The sequence below is a fragment of the Cohnella cholangitidis genome (genome assembly GCF_014107495.1).
In the GTDB taxonomy this organism is placed as follows: domain Bacteria; phylum Bacillota; class Bacilli; order Paenibacillales; family Paenibacillaceae; genus Cohnella; species Cohnella cholangitidis.
In genome coordinates, this window is the sequence record NZ_CP041969.1 from 626,031 (window position 1) to 642,640 (window position 16,610).

The 16,610-nt window shown below is 52.0% G+C and carries 17 protein-coding genes; 6 read left to right on the forward strand and 11 right to left on the reverse strand.

Annotated features, from left to right (window positions below):
• Positions 1-101: 101 nt before the first annotated feature.
• Genes FPL14_RS03180 through FPL14_RS03195 form a run of 4 tightly spaced genes read right to left on the reverse strand, consistent with a single transcriptional unit; the run spans position 102 to position 2,640 of the window.
• Entirely contained in the window at positions 102-530 is a 429-nt protein-coding gene (locus FPL14_RS03180; RefSeq protein ID WP_182301669.1) for a CoA-binding protein, read from the reverse strand.
• Between the two features lie 34 nt (positions 531-564).
• Positions 565-1,857: a 3-phosphoshikimate 1-carboxyvinyltransferase gene (gene aroA, locus FPL14_RS03185; RefSeq protein WP_182301670.1), complete on the reverse strand. Its 1,293-nt coding sequence runs from the start codon at positions 1,855-1,857 to the stop codon at positions 565-567.
• A gap of 22 nt (positions 1,858-1,879) precedes the next feature.
• Positions 1,880-2,260, reverse strand: a complete 381-nt coding sequence (locus FPL14_RS03190) for a fluoride efflux transporter FluC (RefSeq protein WP_182301671.1) — start codon at positions 2,258-2,260, stop codon at positions 1,880-1,882.
• On the reverse strand, positions 2,257-2,640 hold the full coding sequence (locus FPL14_RS03195) for a fluoride efflux transporter FluC (RefSeq protein WP_182301672.1): 384 nt from the start codon (positions 2,638-2,640) through the stop codon (positions 2,257-2,259). Before FPL14_RS03195 ends, FPL14_RS03190 begins: the two co-directional genes overlap by 4 nt.
• A gap of 80 nt (positions 2,641-2,720) precedes the next feature.
• On the opposite strand from FPL14_RS03195, the gene FPL14_RS03200 reads away from it, so the two are divergent.
• A complete protein-coding gene (locus tag FPL14_RS03200; protein WP_182301673.1) occupies positions 2,721-3,026 on the forward strand; it encodes a rhodanese-like domain-containing protein in 306 nt (101 codons plus the stop codon).
• Here the strand turns inward: FPL14_RS03200 and FPL14_RS03205 are convergent.
• On the reverse strand, positions 3,023-3,559 hold the full coding sequence (locus tag FPL14_RS03205; RefSeq protein WP_182301674.1) for a shikimate kinase: 537 nt from the start codon (positions 3,557-3,559) through the stop codon (positions 3,023-3,025). The genes FPL14_RS03200 and FPL14_RS03205 overlap by 4 nt on opposite strands.
• Positions 3,560-3,685: 126 nt before the next feature.
• Here FPL14_RS03205 and FPL14_RS03210 point away from each other — a divergent pair, with 126 nt between their 5' ends.
• Positions 3,686-3,970: a hypothetical protein gene (locus FPL14_RS03210; protein ID WP_229263761.1), complete on the forward strand. Its 285-nt coding sequence runs from the start codon at positions 3,686-3,688 to the stop codon at positions 3,968-3,970.
• A 1-nt stretch (position 3,971) separates the two neighbouring features.
• Here the strand turns inward: FPL14_RS03210 and gndA are convergent, their stop codons facing one another.
• Positions 3,972-5,387 carry an NADP-dependent phosphogluconate dehydrogenase gene (gene gndA / locus FPL14_RS03215; protein ID WP_182301675.1) on the reverse strand — a complete coding sequence of 472 codons (1,416 nt, stop codon included), beginning with the start codon at positions 5,385-5,387 and terminating at the stop codon, positions 3,972-3,974.
• 301 nt (positions 5,388-5,688) lie between these two features.
• Here gndA and FPL14_RS03220 point away from each other — a divergent pair, with 301 nt between their 5' ends.
• The gene (locus FPL14_RS03220) at positions 5,689-6,090 is read left to right on the forward strand and encodes a YceI family protein (protein WP_324617919.1); all 402 of its coding nucleotides are present in this window, start codon (positions 5,689-5,691) and stop codon (positions 6,088-6,090) included.
• 78 nt (positions 6,091-6,168) lie between these two features.
• Here FPL14_RS03220 and FPL14_RS03225 read toward each other — a convergent pair whose 3' ends face one another.
• The 4 genes from FPL14_RS03225 to FPL14_RS03240 all read right to left on the reverse strand — a co-directional run bounded on the left by FPL14_RS03225 (position 6,169) and on the right by FPL14_RS03240 (position 10,234).
• Entirely contained in the window at positions 6,169-6,768 is a 600-nt protein-coding gene (locus FPL14_RS03225) for a hypothetical protein (protein ID WP_182301676.1), read from the reverse strand.
• Between the two features lie 213 nt (positions 6,769-6,981).
• Positions 6,982-8,130, reverse strand: a complete 1,149-nt coding sequence (locus FPL14_RS03230; protein WP_182301677.1) for an ABC transporter permease — start codon at positions 8,128-8,130, stop codon at positions 6,982-6,984.
• Positions 8,127-9,257 carry an ABC transporter permease gene (locus tag FPL14_RS03235; protein ID WP_182301678.1) on the reverse strand — a complete coding sequence of 377 codons (1,131 nt, stop codon included), beginning with the start codon at positions 9,255-9,257 and terminating at the stop codon, positions 8,127-8,129. The genes FPL14_RS03230 and FPL14_RS03235 overlap by 4 nt, the downstream gene beginning before the upstream one ends.
• A 32-nt stretch (positions 9,258-9,289) precedes the next feature.
• Complete coding sequence (locus FPL14_RS03240) at positions 9,290-10,234, reverse strand: ABC transporter ATP-binding protein (RefSeq protein ID WP_182301679.1); 945 nt, start codon at positions 10,232-10,234, stop codon at positions 9,290-9,292.
• 158 nt (positions 10,235-10,392) lie between these two features.
• On the opposite strand from FPL14_RS03240, the gene FPL14_RS03245 reads away from it, so the two are divergent.
• The 3 genes from FPL14_RS03245 to FPL14_RS03255 are packed head-to-tail and all read left to right on the forward strand — an operon-like array spanning position 10,393 to position 12,888.
• Positions 10,393-11,541 (forward strand): sensor histidine kinase, encoded by a 1,149-nt coding sequence (locus tag FPL14_RS03245; RefSeq protein ID WP_182301680.1) that lies wholly within the window; start codon positions 10,393-10,395, stop codon positions 11,539-11,541.
• A gap of 4 nt (positions 11,542-11,545) precedes the next feature.
• The gene (locus FPL14_RS03250; RefSeq protein ID WP_182301681.1) at positions 11,546-12,214 is read left to right on the forward strand and encodes a response regulator; all 669 of its coding nucleotides are present in this window, start codon (positions 11,546-11,548) and stop codon (positions 12,212-12,214) included.
• A gap of 29 nt (positions 12,215-12,243) precedes the next feature.
• Positions 12,244-12,888 carry a YktB family protein gene (locus tag FPL14_RS03255; RefSeq protein ID WP_182301682.1) on the forward strand — a complete coding sequence of 215 codons (645 nt, stop codon included), beginning with the start codon at positions 12,244-12,246 and terminating at the stop codon, positions 12,886-12,888.
• A gap of 72 nt (positions 12,889-12,960) precedes the next feature.
• On the opposite strand, the gene FPL14_RS03260 is transcribed toward FPL14_RS03255, so the two are convergent.
• A complete protein-coding gene (locus FPL14_RS03260) occupies positions 12,961-16,536 on the reverse strand; it encodes a M6 family metalloprotease domain-containing protein (protein WP_182301683.1) in 3,576 nt (1,191 codons plus the stop codon).
• Positions 16,537-16,610 lie beyond the last annotated feature (74 nt).

Genomic DNA, 16,610 nt, shown 5'->3' on the forward strand with positions numbered 1-16,610 from the left:
GACGTAAACTCTTACGAGAGATACATCTCTGCCCCATTTTCGGGTCATCTAATTTCTAATAAACATGATCATCAATCATTTTCCATTGCCGATTATTTAAATTAAGCTTTGCCGTGCGGAAGAAGGATCGAGTCCTCGACTTTGATGCAGCGGTCCATTATGATGCGTACGCCGCCTTCTTCAGCGATCGTTGCCGCCTCTTCGTTCGAGATGCCGAGCTGCAGCCACAACACCTTGGCTCCGACTTCAACGGCTTCCTTCGCGATCGGCGGAGTGTGCTCCGGACGCCGGAATACGTTAACGATATCGATCGGAACGGGAACGTCTTTGAGCGACGCGTAACACTGCTCGCCCAGAATGGAAGTCGCCTTCGGATTGACCGGAATGATCCGGTATCCTTTCTGTTGCATCGCTTCGGAAACCATGTACGAAACTTTGGACGGATCCTCGGATAAACCGACGACGGCGATCGTTTGGGAATCCAACAAAATTTGTTTGATTTCATCGCGGGACGGATGAGCGTATGGCATCGTAAAGAACCTCCCTATTGAATAGTCTTTCCGTTTAGTCTGCCCACTCGACTTGGGCGCCAAGCGATTTCAAGTGATCGAAATAGATCGGATACGATTTCGCTACATGATGCGCGTCTTTGATGCGAATCGGTTGCGCGGAACGAAGCCCGACGATCGTAAGCGCCATGATTACCCGGTGATCGAAGTGCGCGTCGATCTCCACTCCGCCCTCTACGCCTTCCGGACGGCCGTGAACGATGATCTCGTCTTGTTTCTCTTCTACTTTAGCGCCTGCTTTGCGAAGCTCCGCCAAGTAGTCGGTAATCCGGTCGCACTCTTTGTACCGCAAGTTTTCCACGTTATAGAAACGGGACGTTCCTTCCGCGAATACGGCCGCGGCAACCATCGCCAACACTCCGTCGGTGAACTCGTCGCCGTCGAATTCGCCGGCGGTCAAGCGTCCGTTCCCCTTGACGTGAACAATCCCGTTCTCATGGGTCAGAGGAACGTTCATCGCGCGAAGCACGTCTACGACGGCGCGTTCGCCTTGTTTGCTGTTCTCCATGAGGCGATGGACGACAACGTCGGATTCCGTTACCGATGCCGCCGCCAAGATCGCAGCGGATCCCGGATAGTCGCCCTGTACCGTATAGGTCTGAGCCTTGTACTTCTGCTTGCCCGGAATGCGATAGCGCATAAGGTCCTCGGAAGCTTCGACGACGATGCCCGCTTGAGCAAGCACTTCCAGCGTCTGGCCGATGACGACTTTGGATTTCAAGTCGTGCAGCACTTCGATTTCGCTGTCTTCGTCCAGCAGCGGGGTCAAGAACAGCAAAGAGCTCAAAAACTGAGAACTGACGTTGCCGGACACTTGGATTTTGCCGCCGCGAGGATTGCCGCCTTTGATGGTCATAGGAAGACGGCCGTTCTGGTGCTCGATAGATACGCCCATGCTCTCCAGTGCGGTGATCAAGTCGTTGTGCGGGCGTTTGCCTAGCGATTCCGGGTAAGCGTTGACGAAATGAACTTCCGGCAACAATGCCGCGATAGACATAACGAAACGAAGCACCGCGCCGGCGTTGCCTACGTTTAATTCCTTGGTCGGACGAGGATTGCGGCCGAAACCGGTAATGACGATTTTCTCGTCGTCCTCTTCGACGACCGCTCCCAAATCCCGAATGCAACGTCGCATCGCTTCTCCGTCTTCGCTATGCGCCGGGTACAGAATCGTGCTCGTTCCTTCCGCAAGCGCCGATACGAGCAAATATCTCGTCGTATAGTTTTTCGAGGATAACGCTTGAATCTCGCCATTCAGTTTACCTGTAGGGGTAACGATCATATCCATGAATAAACACGCTCCTTAAAAACTATGTATGTAGAATATAACCTAGTCCAACGCCGAAACCCGTTAAAGCGAAGCCTCCCAAATATGTGGCGGCTAAATACCGCGCCAACGTTCTTTTGGCACCTTCTCTGTAAATCGTAGCTTTCTGTACGTTTAACGTAGAATAGGTCGTTAATCCGCCCATAAGGCCGATGCCCGCGAATGCAAACGCGGACGCGTGCTCCTGCTCCAAATGTAATCCGAGGAGTAGGCCGATCACGAATGAACCCGCGAGATTAACGCACAAAGTGCCGTAAAAGCTTGGCTTGCCGTTGCGCACGACCGAACGGCCGACCCCGTACCGGATCAAGGCTCCGATCGATCCGCCCAGCCCGACCAGACCCGCTAACCATAAGTTGCTCATGAATGCCGGCCCCTTCCCCAACCTAGACCGGCTGCCGCCAGCATCCAACCGCCTGCGGCGCTTGCGAACCAATAGGCTGTCGCTGCTCCATAAGCTTGCTGCTCGAATAATTGCCACAGTTGAGCGTTAAATGCGCTGAATGTCGTGTAGGCTCCAATAAATCCCGTCCCTATCACTTCTCCCAGCCATTTCGGCGCAGATTTGCGGCGCGCTAACCAACCGGTCAACAACCCGAGAAGCAAGGAGCCGGTAAGGTTAATAATCAGCGTTGCCCATGGAAAGGCGGCCGGACCCGCATGCTGCGGAAATAAGTAGCCTGCCTCATATCGGGCGATTGCCCCCATAAATCCGGCTATGGCGATGCCGATTGCGATCCTCATCGATTCCTCCGCCCTTACATTGACAGTCCTTGCGCAGTTTCTTATGATGAACCTATATTCAGACGAAAGGTTGGCCGATCATGAGCTCCTATGCAACGATTACTGTCGAGCAACTTAAATCCCGGTTAGAAGCCGGAGAACAAATTCATCTTATCGACGTTCGCGAGGAAGAAGAAGTCGCGCAAGGCATGATTCCGGGAGCGCTGCACTTGCCGCTCGGCCAAGTGCCGCAACAGCTGGAATCCATTCCCAAAGAGGAAGAAGTCATCTTCATCTGCCGCAGCGGCTACCGCAGCGATCAAGCTTGCCAATACTTATCTTCGCTTGGTTATAAAGGCGCAACGAACCTCATCGGCGGCATGCTCGCCTGGAATCAGCTTCCTTAGTTCCACGATTCCGGAAGCCAGCTCGCGAGCAGCTCCGCCACTTCGGCAGGCGATCGTTTGGACGTGTCCACCGCGACATGCGCGAAATCGTAGGCATGACGCCTCGTTTCCAGCAAGGTGCTGACGCGTTCCTCCGCATCGCCGGCCAGAAGCGGTCTCGTTCCCGCAGCTGCCGAACTCGTTACGCGTCTGATCAGGCTCGCCTTATCGGCCGTTAGCGAGACAACCCAGCCGCCGGAGAGCATCGCGCGGCGATTGCTTTCGCGCAACACCGCTCCCCCGCCCGTCGCCACGACTTGTCGTCCTCGGCTTAGGATATCCTTAAGTACCCGGCTTTCCCAATCGCGAAAAACTTGCTCCCCGTCCTCGGCAAACATCTGTTTAATGGACCGACCGGCTAATCTCTCGATTTCCTCATCCGTATCCTTGCTCTCCCATCCCAGGCGTTCGGACAACAGTCTGCTTACCGTCGACTTACCCGTTCCCATGAAGCCGACAATAATAATGTTGCGGTTAGTGCCCAATCCACTCAAAACGAGTTCCCCATTCCTTGATTTTACGCTTTTTATATCATAGCATATCGATCCTAAGGTATAAAACGACGAGTTTTTCCGTAACTTTGATAGTGTACGAACCCTCCGTTAAAGGTGATGCTGCAATTGGAAAATAAACGAACGTCCTTGCCGATCGAGCAGCCTCTACGTCGACTGCTGGATCCTTCATACCCGCTCTGCAGGGAAGACGTCCTCTGGGCGCTTGGCTATATTAAGAAAAAAGTGGCCGACAGAGCTCCCGAATGGTCGGGGCTCGATCGGCCACAGCTGCTTGCCCATTTTGCCTGTTTCGCGGATATGGCCTTGTTGCTGCTCCATCGTCGCAGCCCTAGCCTTCAGGAAACCGCCTGCTTTCGCAACATGCTAAGCGAGCTTCTGCCGCGCGACTGAATTAAGAATTGATCCAGTTGTGGTGGAACGTGCCTTCTTTGTCCAGACGCTTGAACGTGTGAGCGCCGAAGTAGTCGCGTTGCGCTTGCAACAGGTTAGCCGGCAGACGCTCCGAACGGTAGCTGTCGTAATACGCGATCGCGCTAGCGAACGAAGGAACCGGAATACCGTACGCGACTGCCGTGGATACGACTTCGCGCCATGCGTCTTGATACGTTTCGACGATATTTTTGAAGTATTCGTCGAGCAGCAAATTGCGAAGCGCAGGATCGCGATCGTACGCCTCCTTGATGTTTTGCAGGAAACGGGCGCGGATAATGCAACCGCCGCGGAAGATCATCGCGATATCGCCGTAACGAAGATCCCAGCCGTATTCGTCGGAAGCGGCGCGCATTTGCGCGAAGCCTTGCGCGTAAGAGCAGATTTTGCTCGCGAACAGCGCTTTGCGCACGCTCTCGATGAATGCTGCTTTGTCGCCTTGGAATGCTTTCGTTTTCGGTCCTTTAAGCACTTTGCTCGCGGCAACGCGCTCTTCCTTCATCGCGGAGAGGAACCGGGAGAATACGGATTCCGTAATGATGGATAGCGGCACTCCAAGATCCAAAGCGCTTTGGCTCGTCCATTTTCCCGTTCCTTTTTGACCCGCGGCATCCAGAATGACATCCACCATCGGTTTGCCTGTTTCCGGATCTTTTTGCGCGAAAATATCCGTCGTGATCTCGATCAGATAGCTGTCGAGCTCGCCTTTATTCCACTCGCCGAAAATGTTGTGAAGCTCGTCCGTGGACACGCCGAGCACGTCTTTAAGCAATTGGTAAGCTTCGCAAATCAGTTGCATATCGCCGTATTCGATTCCGTTGTGTACCATTTTGACGTAGTGTCCGGCGCCGTCCGGCCCAATATATGTACAGCAAGGGTCGCCGTTTACTTTAGCGGAGATGCCCGTAAGAATCGGTTCAACCAAACGATAGGCCTCTTCAGGTCCGCCCGGCATGATGGAAGGCCCTTTAAGCGCGCCTTCTTCGCCGCCGGATACGCCCGTTCCGATGAAGTGGAAGCCTTTTGCCGTCAAATCTTTGCTGCGGCGCTGCGTATCCGGGAAATACGCGTTACCGCCGTCAATAATAATATCGCCTTGATCCAAGTGGGGAATCAGGGACTCGATCGTTGCGTCCGTACCTGCGCCTGCTTGCACCATGATCAGAATTTTACGGGGTTTCTCAAGAGAGTTCACGAACTCTTCCACGGAGAATGTGCCCACGAGTTTCTTGCCTTTGCCTTCCGTGTTCAGCAAATCGTCCGTTTTTTCTCTCGAGCGGTTGTATACCGCGACGGTAAATCCACGGCTCTCGATGTTAAGAGCAAGGTTGCGGCCCATAACGGCTAAGCCGACGACGCCAATGTTTGCATTCGACATAGTTTTCTTCATCCTTTAGTACAAAATTTTCACAATAGGATTATTGTACTCTTTTTGCGTCCAGATGAAAACCATCATTTGTATTTCCACAACTCGCCAATTTTTCTCTTGCTTTTTTATGTTACTTATTATTTAATAGTAGATATAAAAAATAAAGGGAGATGTTCATTATGGCAGCAAGCAATTGGATTCTCGATAAGTCTCACAGCGGCATTACTTTCAGCGTACGTCATATGATGATCACGAACGTCGCGGAAGCTTCAACGAATTCGATGCGACGGTAACCGCGGACAGCGATAACCTGACGGCGGTAGATGCAACGATTACGATCGACGTGAACAGCATCAATACCAAGGACGAAAATCGCGACGGCCACTTGAAATCCCCGGACTTCTTCAACGTCGAGCAATTCCCGAGCATCGTGTTCAAGAAAACGGCTCTCGAATCCAAAGGCGGAGACGAGTACAAGCTAACCGGCGATATAACGATTGCCGGCGTAACGAAATCGATCACGCTCAATACCGAAATCGCCGGCCCTGCCAAAGATCCATGGGGCAACACGAAATTCGGCGTTGTCGCGGACGGAGTCATCAACCGTTCCGAATTCGGACTGACCTACAACGCCGCGCTTGAAACCGGCGGAATTCTGATCGGCGACGCCATCAAAGTTCACATCGAGCTGGAGTTCGCTCAAGGCAATTAATTATCCATTCCTAACAGAAAAAAGCGGAGAAACCTTGCCGACAAGGAACTCCGCTTTTTGTATTTAGAATTATCGCCATTACAGCTCCAATAACAGCATTTCGGTTCGCATCCCTTTTAGCTTTTCCTTGCTCGCTTCGACTACCTCCGGCCAATCGTTCATGAGCGCCTCGTGAAGAACGGCTAGTTCGTAATCGATTTCAAGACGCAATACGCCCGCTCGCTGCTCGGCTCTTTTCGACTTATAAGCTTGCACCATGTCTTCTACCGTAACTTGCGGTCGTTTTTGAAAAATAATCCGATGTTCCATGCCGGACACCTCCACGAGACGGATAATTTCACCGAACATGATATTCTCGATCCTTAACACCTGACGGTCGTGGAACCTCTTCACAATGGCGTGGCCGCGGGAATCGTTGATGAGCTTCTCGATCCATTGCGCCAGCTTCTCATCCTTGACCAGATAGTCTCCTACCATTTTGTAACGATTGAGCACCCTCAAGAATCTCAGCTTGAGCAGCTTTCGCCCCGTTCTAACGGATACGATGAATTGATGCTCGTTCTCGTTCCAGTACAGGGAATAACCTTCCTGGATCAGTTCTCGGATCAGATTCTGAATTTGGCGGCGGTCAAAACGAAGCTCCAGGTTGCAATACTCCACTTCATGACTGCGGTTCACGGCCATCCCCCCTCCTGCATTAATCGCATGGTTTGAGATATTGACCGAATTGTCTGAATATTGTGGCTTACTTCTATCTTATACTCCATCTTATGTTATGGCAACTTGGTTTCTTGACTATTTTCCTTCCTATTTTTTTACGCAGTCAAGGGACTGTCCCAAAAGTCATTTCATGACTGAGGGCAAGTCCCTTGTTTTATTTCGTTATCGATTTTAGTTTTGGGCGGGCTTCAGCACGGCTGCTCCGTAGGCTAACAGCACGATCCCGAACAAGAGCAGAATTCCGATGTGCAGCGCAACCTCCGAAAGGGCCGCGCCGGAAGATACTTCCTCAAGGGCGACGATAGCCCATCTCTGCGGCATGAAGTTCGATAGCTTCTGCATGAAATCGGGCATCAGCGACACCGGCCAGAAGCAACCGGAGATCATGCATGTCGGAATAACGATCAGGTTATTGATACTGCTTAATTGCGCATAATTTTTGATGATCCCGGCGGCTGCCGTAGAGATGCCGACGGCTGCCAGCAGGAAAAACTCCATGATGACGAGAAGTTTGCCGAAGGGGATTCCGATGTCGAATCCGATTATGTAGCGGGATAAGATTAAGATCGCCAACAGTTGCAAAGTTCCGAGCGTCATGCAGCCTAGAAAATTACCCAAAGCAATTTCCCATGTCCTTACGGGAGCGGAATAAATCCGGAGCATCGTCCGGTTTCCGCGGTCCTCCATTACGCCATGGATGGATTGGTTGACCATCATCATGACGAACATGAGCATGAGTCCGATCACGAGGACAAACGTGTTGCTGAAGCGCTTTACGAGATGTTCCTTCGCAATGATTGGACCGTTGTCCCGTTGCTGCTTAAGCAATTCCCGAACGAGCTCTGCCTGCCTCGAGGGCTCGGGGTTAGCAAGCGCAGCCAGACGTATGTTACGGGCAATGCGTTCCGTTGTTTCCGTTATCGTCATGCCGAGGGACACGTTCCACATCTGTTCGTTCTTGCGGAAAAGCTGGACGCTCGCGGATTCGTTACGGAGCAGCTTATCCGTAAATCCAGGCGGGATGTAGATGACCGCCCCCCATTTGCCCTCGTAGGCTTCCTGTTTCAATTGCTCCAGGTCCCCTTTAGGTTCGCTGACCCGGTAAGTCTCGACAGCGAGCACGGAAGCAACGACCTCGTCGCTTAGCCAATTTCCATCCTCGTTCTTGACGGCGAGCGGAACGATCTCGTCCGAGGTCTGCCCGAACAGGCCAATGATAACCGAAACGACCAGAACCGGCAGCAGCACTAAGGATATAAAGCCTTTACGGCTGCCTATCGTTCTGCGAACGTTGAGCTTGGCAATAATGAAACTGTTCATGCAAGCTCCACCGCCTTCCGAAATCTAAAGATAGACAAAACCAGAAGAACCGCCGCAATCGCGCTCAAAATACCGATTTCCTGCAAGCTATCCAGCAAAGTTCCTCCTGCCATCATCGTACGAACGGCTTCGTTTGCCCAATGGTTTAACGTAAACTTGCCGATCTCCTTAACGACCGGGCTCAATTCCACGATCATTCCGCCGCTCAAGAAAGTCATGCTCGTAATCAGAACGCCGAATATCGTCTCGATCGCCCTGCGGTTGCGAACGAAGGAGGAAAGGATGACCGAGAAGCACACGGTAGCTATCGATACTAGCGCGCACACGGCGGCGATTCCCGCGTAATTCGAACCCCAATCCACTCCGTACACGATTTTCGTAAAAATGACGATTATACTTGTCTGAATGAAGGCAAAAAAGATTACCCCGAGCAGCTTGCCGAACAAAATGGCGCTCAGAGGAACGGGCATCGAATACAAACGGAGAAGCGTTCCTTTTCTTCTCTCCTCGGAAAGGGCGATCGCCGCCGACATTCCGGAGTATAGAAGGAACATGATCAAATAAGCGACGGAGAAATATTGCATGGCCGAGAAATTGTTGAAATCGGCTTTGTCCCTCGTTACCAAATTCCCGATTCGCACAAGCTCGCGGGAATCATCCGACGTAAGGCTTTTGTTCAACTGCTCATCGGATAGTTCGGGCAGCAAGTTAGCGGCGGACGTCCTAAGCTTCATTTCCGAGACAAATCGGTTCACGACCGATTCGGCGATCAGATTACGCTCGATGAACTTGCCGGAATAATACCGAACCGCTTCGTCTGAGAGGACCACGCCGAAATCCGACTTTTCCTGACGCATGTCCTCGACTACGTCGCCTTCTTTGTCCCGAAACCGAACGTTCACGTGGTCTGTTGCCGTTGCCGAAGCAAAGTACGTTTTCGCCGCCTCCCTTACCGCATCCGCCCCCCCTGCGTATACGGACAAGCCGACCGGCTTCCGATCGCTTTCCAACACGGTTCCCAATATAAAAATAAACAACAGCGGAAGTCCCAGCAGCATGAGGATGACGGTACGGATCCGAAACAAGAGCACGACTTCGTTCCAAGCCATCAATAAAACCAATCTCACGGGTATTCCCCACTTTCATAGATGTCGGATGATTAAACTCCGTCCCGCAATGTACGTCCCGTCAACGTGAGGAACAAGCTCTCCAGATCCGGCTCTACCCGCGTTAATTTTTGCAACTTTAAATCGTGCTTGCCCAGAACGAACAAAATGTCCTGGAGATAGGTTTGAGACTGTTGAAGCACAAGCTCAAGCTGCGAGTCTTCTCTACGTTGGAAAGAGGTTACCCGGGGATGCTTGCGAATTTCCTCGGCCGCCCCGTCCGTCAGCTTGTTCGTCTGCAGAAGCAGCCTCTCTTGAAGACCGGCTTGCTGGATGAGCTCGTCTTTCGTTCCGTGCGCGACAAGCTTGCCCTGATCCATAATCCCGATCTTCGTGCTGATCGCTTCTACTTCTTCCATGTAATGACTCGTATAAATAATCGTCGATCCCATAGCGTTCAATTGTTTGACGGATTCGAGAATGTGATTCCGGGATTGCGGATCGATGCCGACCGTCGGCTCGTCCATAATGATGAGCTTCGGCCGGTGCATGATTGCGCACGCGATATTCAGCCTGCGTTTCATTCCGCCGGAAAACGTGCTCGGTTTATCCTTCGCGTAATGGTTTAATCCCGTGAACGTTAACGCCTCTTCGACCCGCTCTTTCAGCAAACCGCCTTTTAATCCGAATAACCTGCCGAAGAAGGTCACGTTCTCCCGCGCCGATAACATTTCGTAGATCGCTAGCTCCTGGGGCACCAGCCCGATTCGGCTTTTCACCTCAAGAGGATTCTTGGCCGCGGAATACCCGTCCAGCGTGATTTCTCCGGAATCCAACGACAGCAAACCGGCGAGCAGGTGAATCGTCGTGCTTTTACCCGCGCCGTTGGGGCCAAGCAACCCGAAGATTTCGCCTTGTTCAATATTTAGGTTCAAGTGATTTACGCTTATATGAGTCTCGTATTTCTTGACGACCCCTCTGAATTGCACCAACGCCATGGCCGATACCCCTCCCGATCTCGTTAATTGTATTCTAATCGACGGAAGCCAACTTCTGCACGTACTCTTTGTCATCACATTTGATTGGACGAAGGTGACAAAAGTCATTTTTTCAGTGCTATAATATTCCTTATGCACAAATCGGAAGGAGCGCCTTCATGCGGTCGCTGCTTATATGGCTTCAACACTTGTTAATCGTTCTGCCCGCGATCGCTACGGTCTACGTTACCCGCATTGCTTCGCCGGCCGAGTATGTCGGCTATATTTTACTGGCGCTGCTGATCGTGAGAGTAACGGCTGTCGTCCCGAGAATCGCCTATTTGCTGTTGCCCGTTCAGTTGCTCGGATTCGGTTGGCTGTATTATACATACGGCGGAATTCTTTATTTCCTTATGTTCTCAGGGCTGGTCTCTACCTATCTCTTCCTTCGCAAACCGATCGAGATAACCGCAATGGCGCTTCTGTGCGGTATCGTCATGAATTACGTTGCCTACTCGGAAGGCGCGCATACGATCTGGACCTTAAATCTCATTTGGGTAGGATTCACGCTTCTTCTCAGCGCAATGTTCGCCATGAACCGAATTAAAGATCAGCTTGAGCGCAAAGTCGAATCGTTGTCCGATTACCAAGACCAGTTGGAGCAAGAACGTACGAGGGCCGTGGAACATGCCCGCAAGGTCGAGAGCTACGCCCAGGTCCAAGAGCGCGGGCGGATCGCGACCGAGCTGCATGACGATCTGGGACATCGGCTCATTCGGGTGAAGATGATGACGGAAGCGGCTTTGCAGATTATGGAGCACAACCCGCGGCAGGCTATCCAAATGGTAGAACAAGTTCGCGGGCAACTGGAAGAGAGCATGAACAACATGCGTTACACCGTCCGCAAGCTTCAGCCCGTCGAAGAGCATAACGTAAGGCAATACGGGCTTCATCGCCTTATCGAAGACGCAGCTCGGGACTTGCAGATCAAGGTTAATTTCGAGCTGAAGGGCAAGCCTTTTCCGTTATATCCCAGTATCGAGTTCGTGTTGTACAGAAACGCGCAAGAAGCGATTACGAACGCGGTCAGGCATGGCGGCGCCACCGTCGTCGAAATTACGCTCGATTTCTCGGAAGCCGAAGTGACCATGAACATCACGAATAACGGAACGATTCCCGAATCCGTATCCGACGGGCTCGGATTAAAAGGAATGAAAGAAAGGGTTGCGGTCATCGGCGGTCGGCTCCAAGTCTCGCTTGAACGCGGCTTCGTTCTATCAACGATCGTGCCCGTCCTAGAATCAAGCCAACACGCGGAAGGAGAATAAATGCATGATACAAGTTCTAATCGTAGACGATGATCCCTTTATTCGCGAGAGCTTGAAGCTGATCCTTGATCTTGATCCGGAATTGCAAGTGATCGGGACTTGCGGAAACGGCGAAGAAGGCTATCGGTTCGTCAAGCTTCATCCGGAAACGCAAATCGTCCTCATGGATATCCGAATGCCCGAATGCGACGGGGTCGAGGGTACCCGTCTGATCAAGACGTTGGACCCCTCTCCATCCGTCCTCATTCTGACTACCTTCGACGATGATGAATATATCGTTCAAGCTATTCGAAACGGAGCAAACGGCTACTTGCTCAAGAACGTTCCTCCCGCGAGAATCATCTCCGGAATTAAATCGGTGCACGAAGGCAATCATCTTATCCATCCGGACATTGCCCGCAAGCTGGCCGGCATGTTAAACTCTCGTGACGAGCCGCAAACGCATGATAACGGAGCGGACGGAGTCTCCGCGGGGAAGGATTTAAGCGGTACGGGCTTAACCCCCGCGGAACAGGATATCGTTCGCCATATCGCGGACGGCAAATCCAACAAAGAAATCGCCGGGGCGTTATTCCTAAGCGAAGGCACGGTAAAAAACTATATTTCCGAAATCTTAAGCAAGCTAGGGCTTCGCGACCGAACGCAAATCGCCATCTTTTATTTAAAAAAATAAATACATCGTGACAGCAAGGAGATCGTAATATGAGCACATCAGCAGTCGCTAATTTTACCGGATTCGATAACCGGGATTTCGAAGTGTTCGAGATTGACGGATTAGAGTCTCGGATGGAAGCCTTAATCGACCGCGTAAGACCAAAATTTCATCTGCTCGGAGAGCGGATTAGCGAGTCTCTAGAGCAACTGTGCGGAGAAGAGATGTTCACCCACGTGGCCAAACATGCCCGCAGAACAGTCAATGCGCCAAATGACTCTTGGGTGGCGTTCGCCAACAACAAACGCGGATACAAAGCGCATCCCCACTTCCAAGTCGGCCTCTGGTCTACGCACGTGTTCATTCAATTCGCCATCATCTACGAGTGTCCCAACAAGAACGTCTTCGCCGAACGCGCGCTAGCCGAGCTTGGTTCTATTCGTCGCGCGGTGCCTTCCGGATTCGTATGGTCCAAGGATCATATGGTTCCGACGGGCCTCAAACATAGCGAGCTGACCGATGACCAGTTGGCGGAATTATTCGACCGACTGAAGTCGGTCAAAGCTTCGGAGCTCACTTGCGGAATTCACGTTCAACGCGGCGATCCCGTACTCTCGAACGGCGACGCTTTCGTGACGCTGGTGGAGGAAACGTTCGCCACTTTGCTTCCCTTATACAAAATGGCTTTTGCTTAATGATGAAATAAACCTTTCGCGACAGAGAAAAGCCGAGGACAACCGTCCCCGGCTTTTCTCTAATACGCCGATCTATTGATCCTTCCAACGCTGAACGGTCAAATTGACCGATTGAGAACCTCCCGAAGTCGTCAACAGCCGGTTCGTAATATCGCTTCCGTTGCCCTTTGCTTCGACCGACGCCCAAGCGCCCCGAGTAAATTTGTATTCCAATGCCGTTCCCCCGGGAATGCTGAGCGTTATCGAATAGACGCCGTCCGTTCCTTTCGTTAATTGATAAGCGGAGTCTGCGGCGTTCCAACTATTGAAATTACCTGTGAGGTATACGGGTCCGCTCGGCGGCGTAGCGGCCGGCACCGTTACCCGGAACGTTACGCTGTCCGCTTGGGGCGGTCCAGAGGTGATTGTTCCATTCACCAAACTCCAAGTTCCGGTCCCGAAATGATAATTGTTCCCGCCGTTATTGTCCCACGTTCCGCTGCCGTTATTGAATGCCGCCGTTAAACCCGTCGCGGAGCCAAGCTGAATCGAAACGACGTTGTATCCCGGATAGTTCGAAGCCTGCAACTGCGTGCCGGGAACCGTCGTCCATGTGGTCGATCCATCCAATTTGTAATGAATGTACGAGTTCGTGTAGGCGTTATTTTTGTAATAAATCGTCAGAGCGTTGCCGGCCAAAGTGATAGCTGTCGCGGCGGAGCTTTCCGCCGAACGGTTTCCCGCCGCGTCGACCCCCTTCACGGTATACGAGTAAGTCGTGTTGGGGGTAAGGCCCGTATCCGTGAACGTCGTCCCGGTCGCCGTTCCGACAAGCGTTCCGTTTCGGAATACCTCGTACCCCGTTACGCCGACGTTGTCCGTCGAAGCGCCCCAAGAGATGCTGATCGACGTCGCCAAGACCGTTTGCGTCTCCACGTTCGTCGGAACGGTTGGCGCTTGCGTGTCCACGATCGGAGCTCCTGATTGGATAATGCCTGTCGGCGTATACGTCCAAGTGCCGGCTCCGAACAAATAGTTCTGCTGGTTATTGCTATCCCAAGTTCCGCTTCCGTTATTGAAGCACGCCTCGAGTTGGGTAGCGGTACCTATGTTGATCGTGATTTTGTTGTACGCTGCGTATTCCGACGCCGGGATCGGTACTCCCGGCGAGGTCGTCCACGTCCCCCCTGCCGGACGGTAGTGAATATAAGGCGTCGCGAATCCGCGCTTGTAGTATATCGTGACTTCGTTGCCGGCCGTATTCGTCGTCACCGTCACGGGATTGCTGGAAGGCGAAACATTGCCTTCCGCATCTTTGGCAACGACGGCGAACGTATAAGCCGTATTGGCCGATAATCCGGCAACCGTATAGGCCGTCGCTGCAGTCGTAGCGATAGTCGTACCGTCTCTCACGATGTTATAGCCCGTAACGCCGACATTGTCCGTTGAAGCCGTCCAAGACAAGCTGACGCTCGTATCCGTCTTGCCCGTCGTAACGAGTCCTGTCGGCACCGTTGGCGGTTGGGTATCGATTACGGGGAAATCTTCGGTGATTTGCCCGGCTTTAAACGTGTTGACCCCCGGCATGAAATAATAATTTCGGCCGTCGTTGTTGTCGACCGTCCCGTTTCCGTCGTTGAAAGCAACGACGATTCCCGAATAGCTCGTACCGTTAGGAATCGTTATTTTGCTGTATCCCGGATATTCCGATTGTTGCATCGGCGCCGCGTTCCATGGACCCAAATCGATCTGATACTGAATTTGAGGGTTGGCGAAGCCCCTTTTGTAGTAGATCGTCACGCTGTTCGTCGCCGGAGTCGTCAAGGTTAACGGAGCGCTTGGCGTCGAAATATTCCCGGTCTTGTCGACGGCTTGAACCGTATAAGCGTAGGTCGTGCTTGCAGATGCCCCGATTTTATACTTGGTCGAAGTCGTCGTATCGAATTTAAGCCCGTCCCTGTTTACGATATAATAATCGATTCCGGCATTATCCGTAGCCGGATTCCATGTCAGGCCTACCGCGCTCATCACCGCGTAGGTGGAGACCAAACCATCCGGAGTCGAAGGTGAAGTATAATCTCCGTAAGCGTTCAAGGTCATTGTAGGCGCGCTAGCGCTTGTCACGGAGACGTTGATCCCGCTCAGTCGTTGATCGTAGTACCCGAAGTATCGGTTGCTGTTCGGCGTCGTCGTCGGGCTGAATTCCGTTAAGAAGCCCGTTCGGTAATAAGCCGCATAATAGTCCGATGCGGCTTCCAAATCTACCTTCCGGCGACGTTCATCCGAATTTGTCCCGATAGATTCATCAATATGCCAAATCGCGATGCCTCCGCTTGCGACGTTCAAACTAGCGTCATACCCTTCCAATTGGCGGTTTTCAAGCAGAAAATATTGGTTCGGATCCGAAGTCGGCAGCTTGACGACGTTATAAGCACCCGTCGAATGCGACTTTAAGGAATAAGCCGCAGCGGTGCTTGAATTCGCGATAATCGGATCAACGAAACCGAGGGTGGCTTTGCTCCAAGCATCAAGATGTACGGGTGTAGCTCCCAAAAATTCATTCGCAAGACTTCCCCAGCTACCCAACCCCATCAAGCTATGAATTCCGACGCCCGAAGTACTGTAGTCGGTATCGTACAAATCCGGCAGTCCGAGCATATGGCCGAGTTCATGCGCAAGAATCCCAATCGTCGCCCGATGTTGGTCATGTTTCTCCCCTTGCTGCGTGTACCCTCCGCCATTATAGTAATCGCAGAGTCTTTTCCCGTCCAAGATAGGAACATCGGATCCGATAAGATTGTTCTTGTGTCCCCACACGCCAGGTTGCGTGCTGGTGTAACTATTTTCATAACCTGCCAATATCGTGACTACGTGGAGCTCGTCGTTGCTGATCGCGCCATTGCCGTCCGTATCGAAAGCGGCATAATTAATATAGGGATCCGCTGCGGTCAAAGCGTCTTTTACGGTTTGGGATCCCGCCGTATGAGGAATATTCAAAGAAACTTTAATGATGCCGTCATTAGGTGTTCCCGACGTTTCCGCAGCCGGCACGAGATCGAGCCGGTTGTTCGAAACCTCGCGGTAATAATTTCTTACCGTCTTTCCCGTCGTATTGAAAAAGGTATTATTCCATTCCGCGTCCGAGTATTGAATGTTGATATTATTGAATTGGACCAGCAGGACGAGAATCTTGTGCGTTCCCGTCATCGGAGCAGCCGCTCCGCCTAATTGCGGGCTTTCCGCTATTAACTGGCCGTAATCTATTATTCCGTTACCGTTTGGCGATGACTGAAAGTTCGCGTCGCCGCTCTTCCGCGCCTGCTCATGAAGCTTGGGGCCTTTCTCCTTCATTTCCTTCCCTGTCATCGCATGCTGCGGTTTGAGGTCTATCTTTACCTTCTTTCCGCTCGGCTGCAAGCGATCGGACGCCGCCTCCGCATAGTTCCAATACCCCTGCTTGTCTCTTACGACGATGTCTCCTTGGTCGGTTTCGACCCAATTCAACCATTCGTCGCCTTTCAATGAGCCTTGGAACTTCTGCCCCGTCGGTTGGCTGAAGTCCTGTACTCCTTCGCGAGCCGGTGCCGCATAAGCTACGACAGCGACCGTCATGGATACGAGAAAAACAAACATTGCAGCATAAAGAAAACGAAGCCCGTTCTTCATCATTCATTCCTCCTATAATGTATACGCTGTGAACAAAATAGAAGGAAACCGGTTTCCTTACAATAAATATCATATCA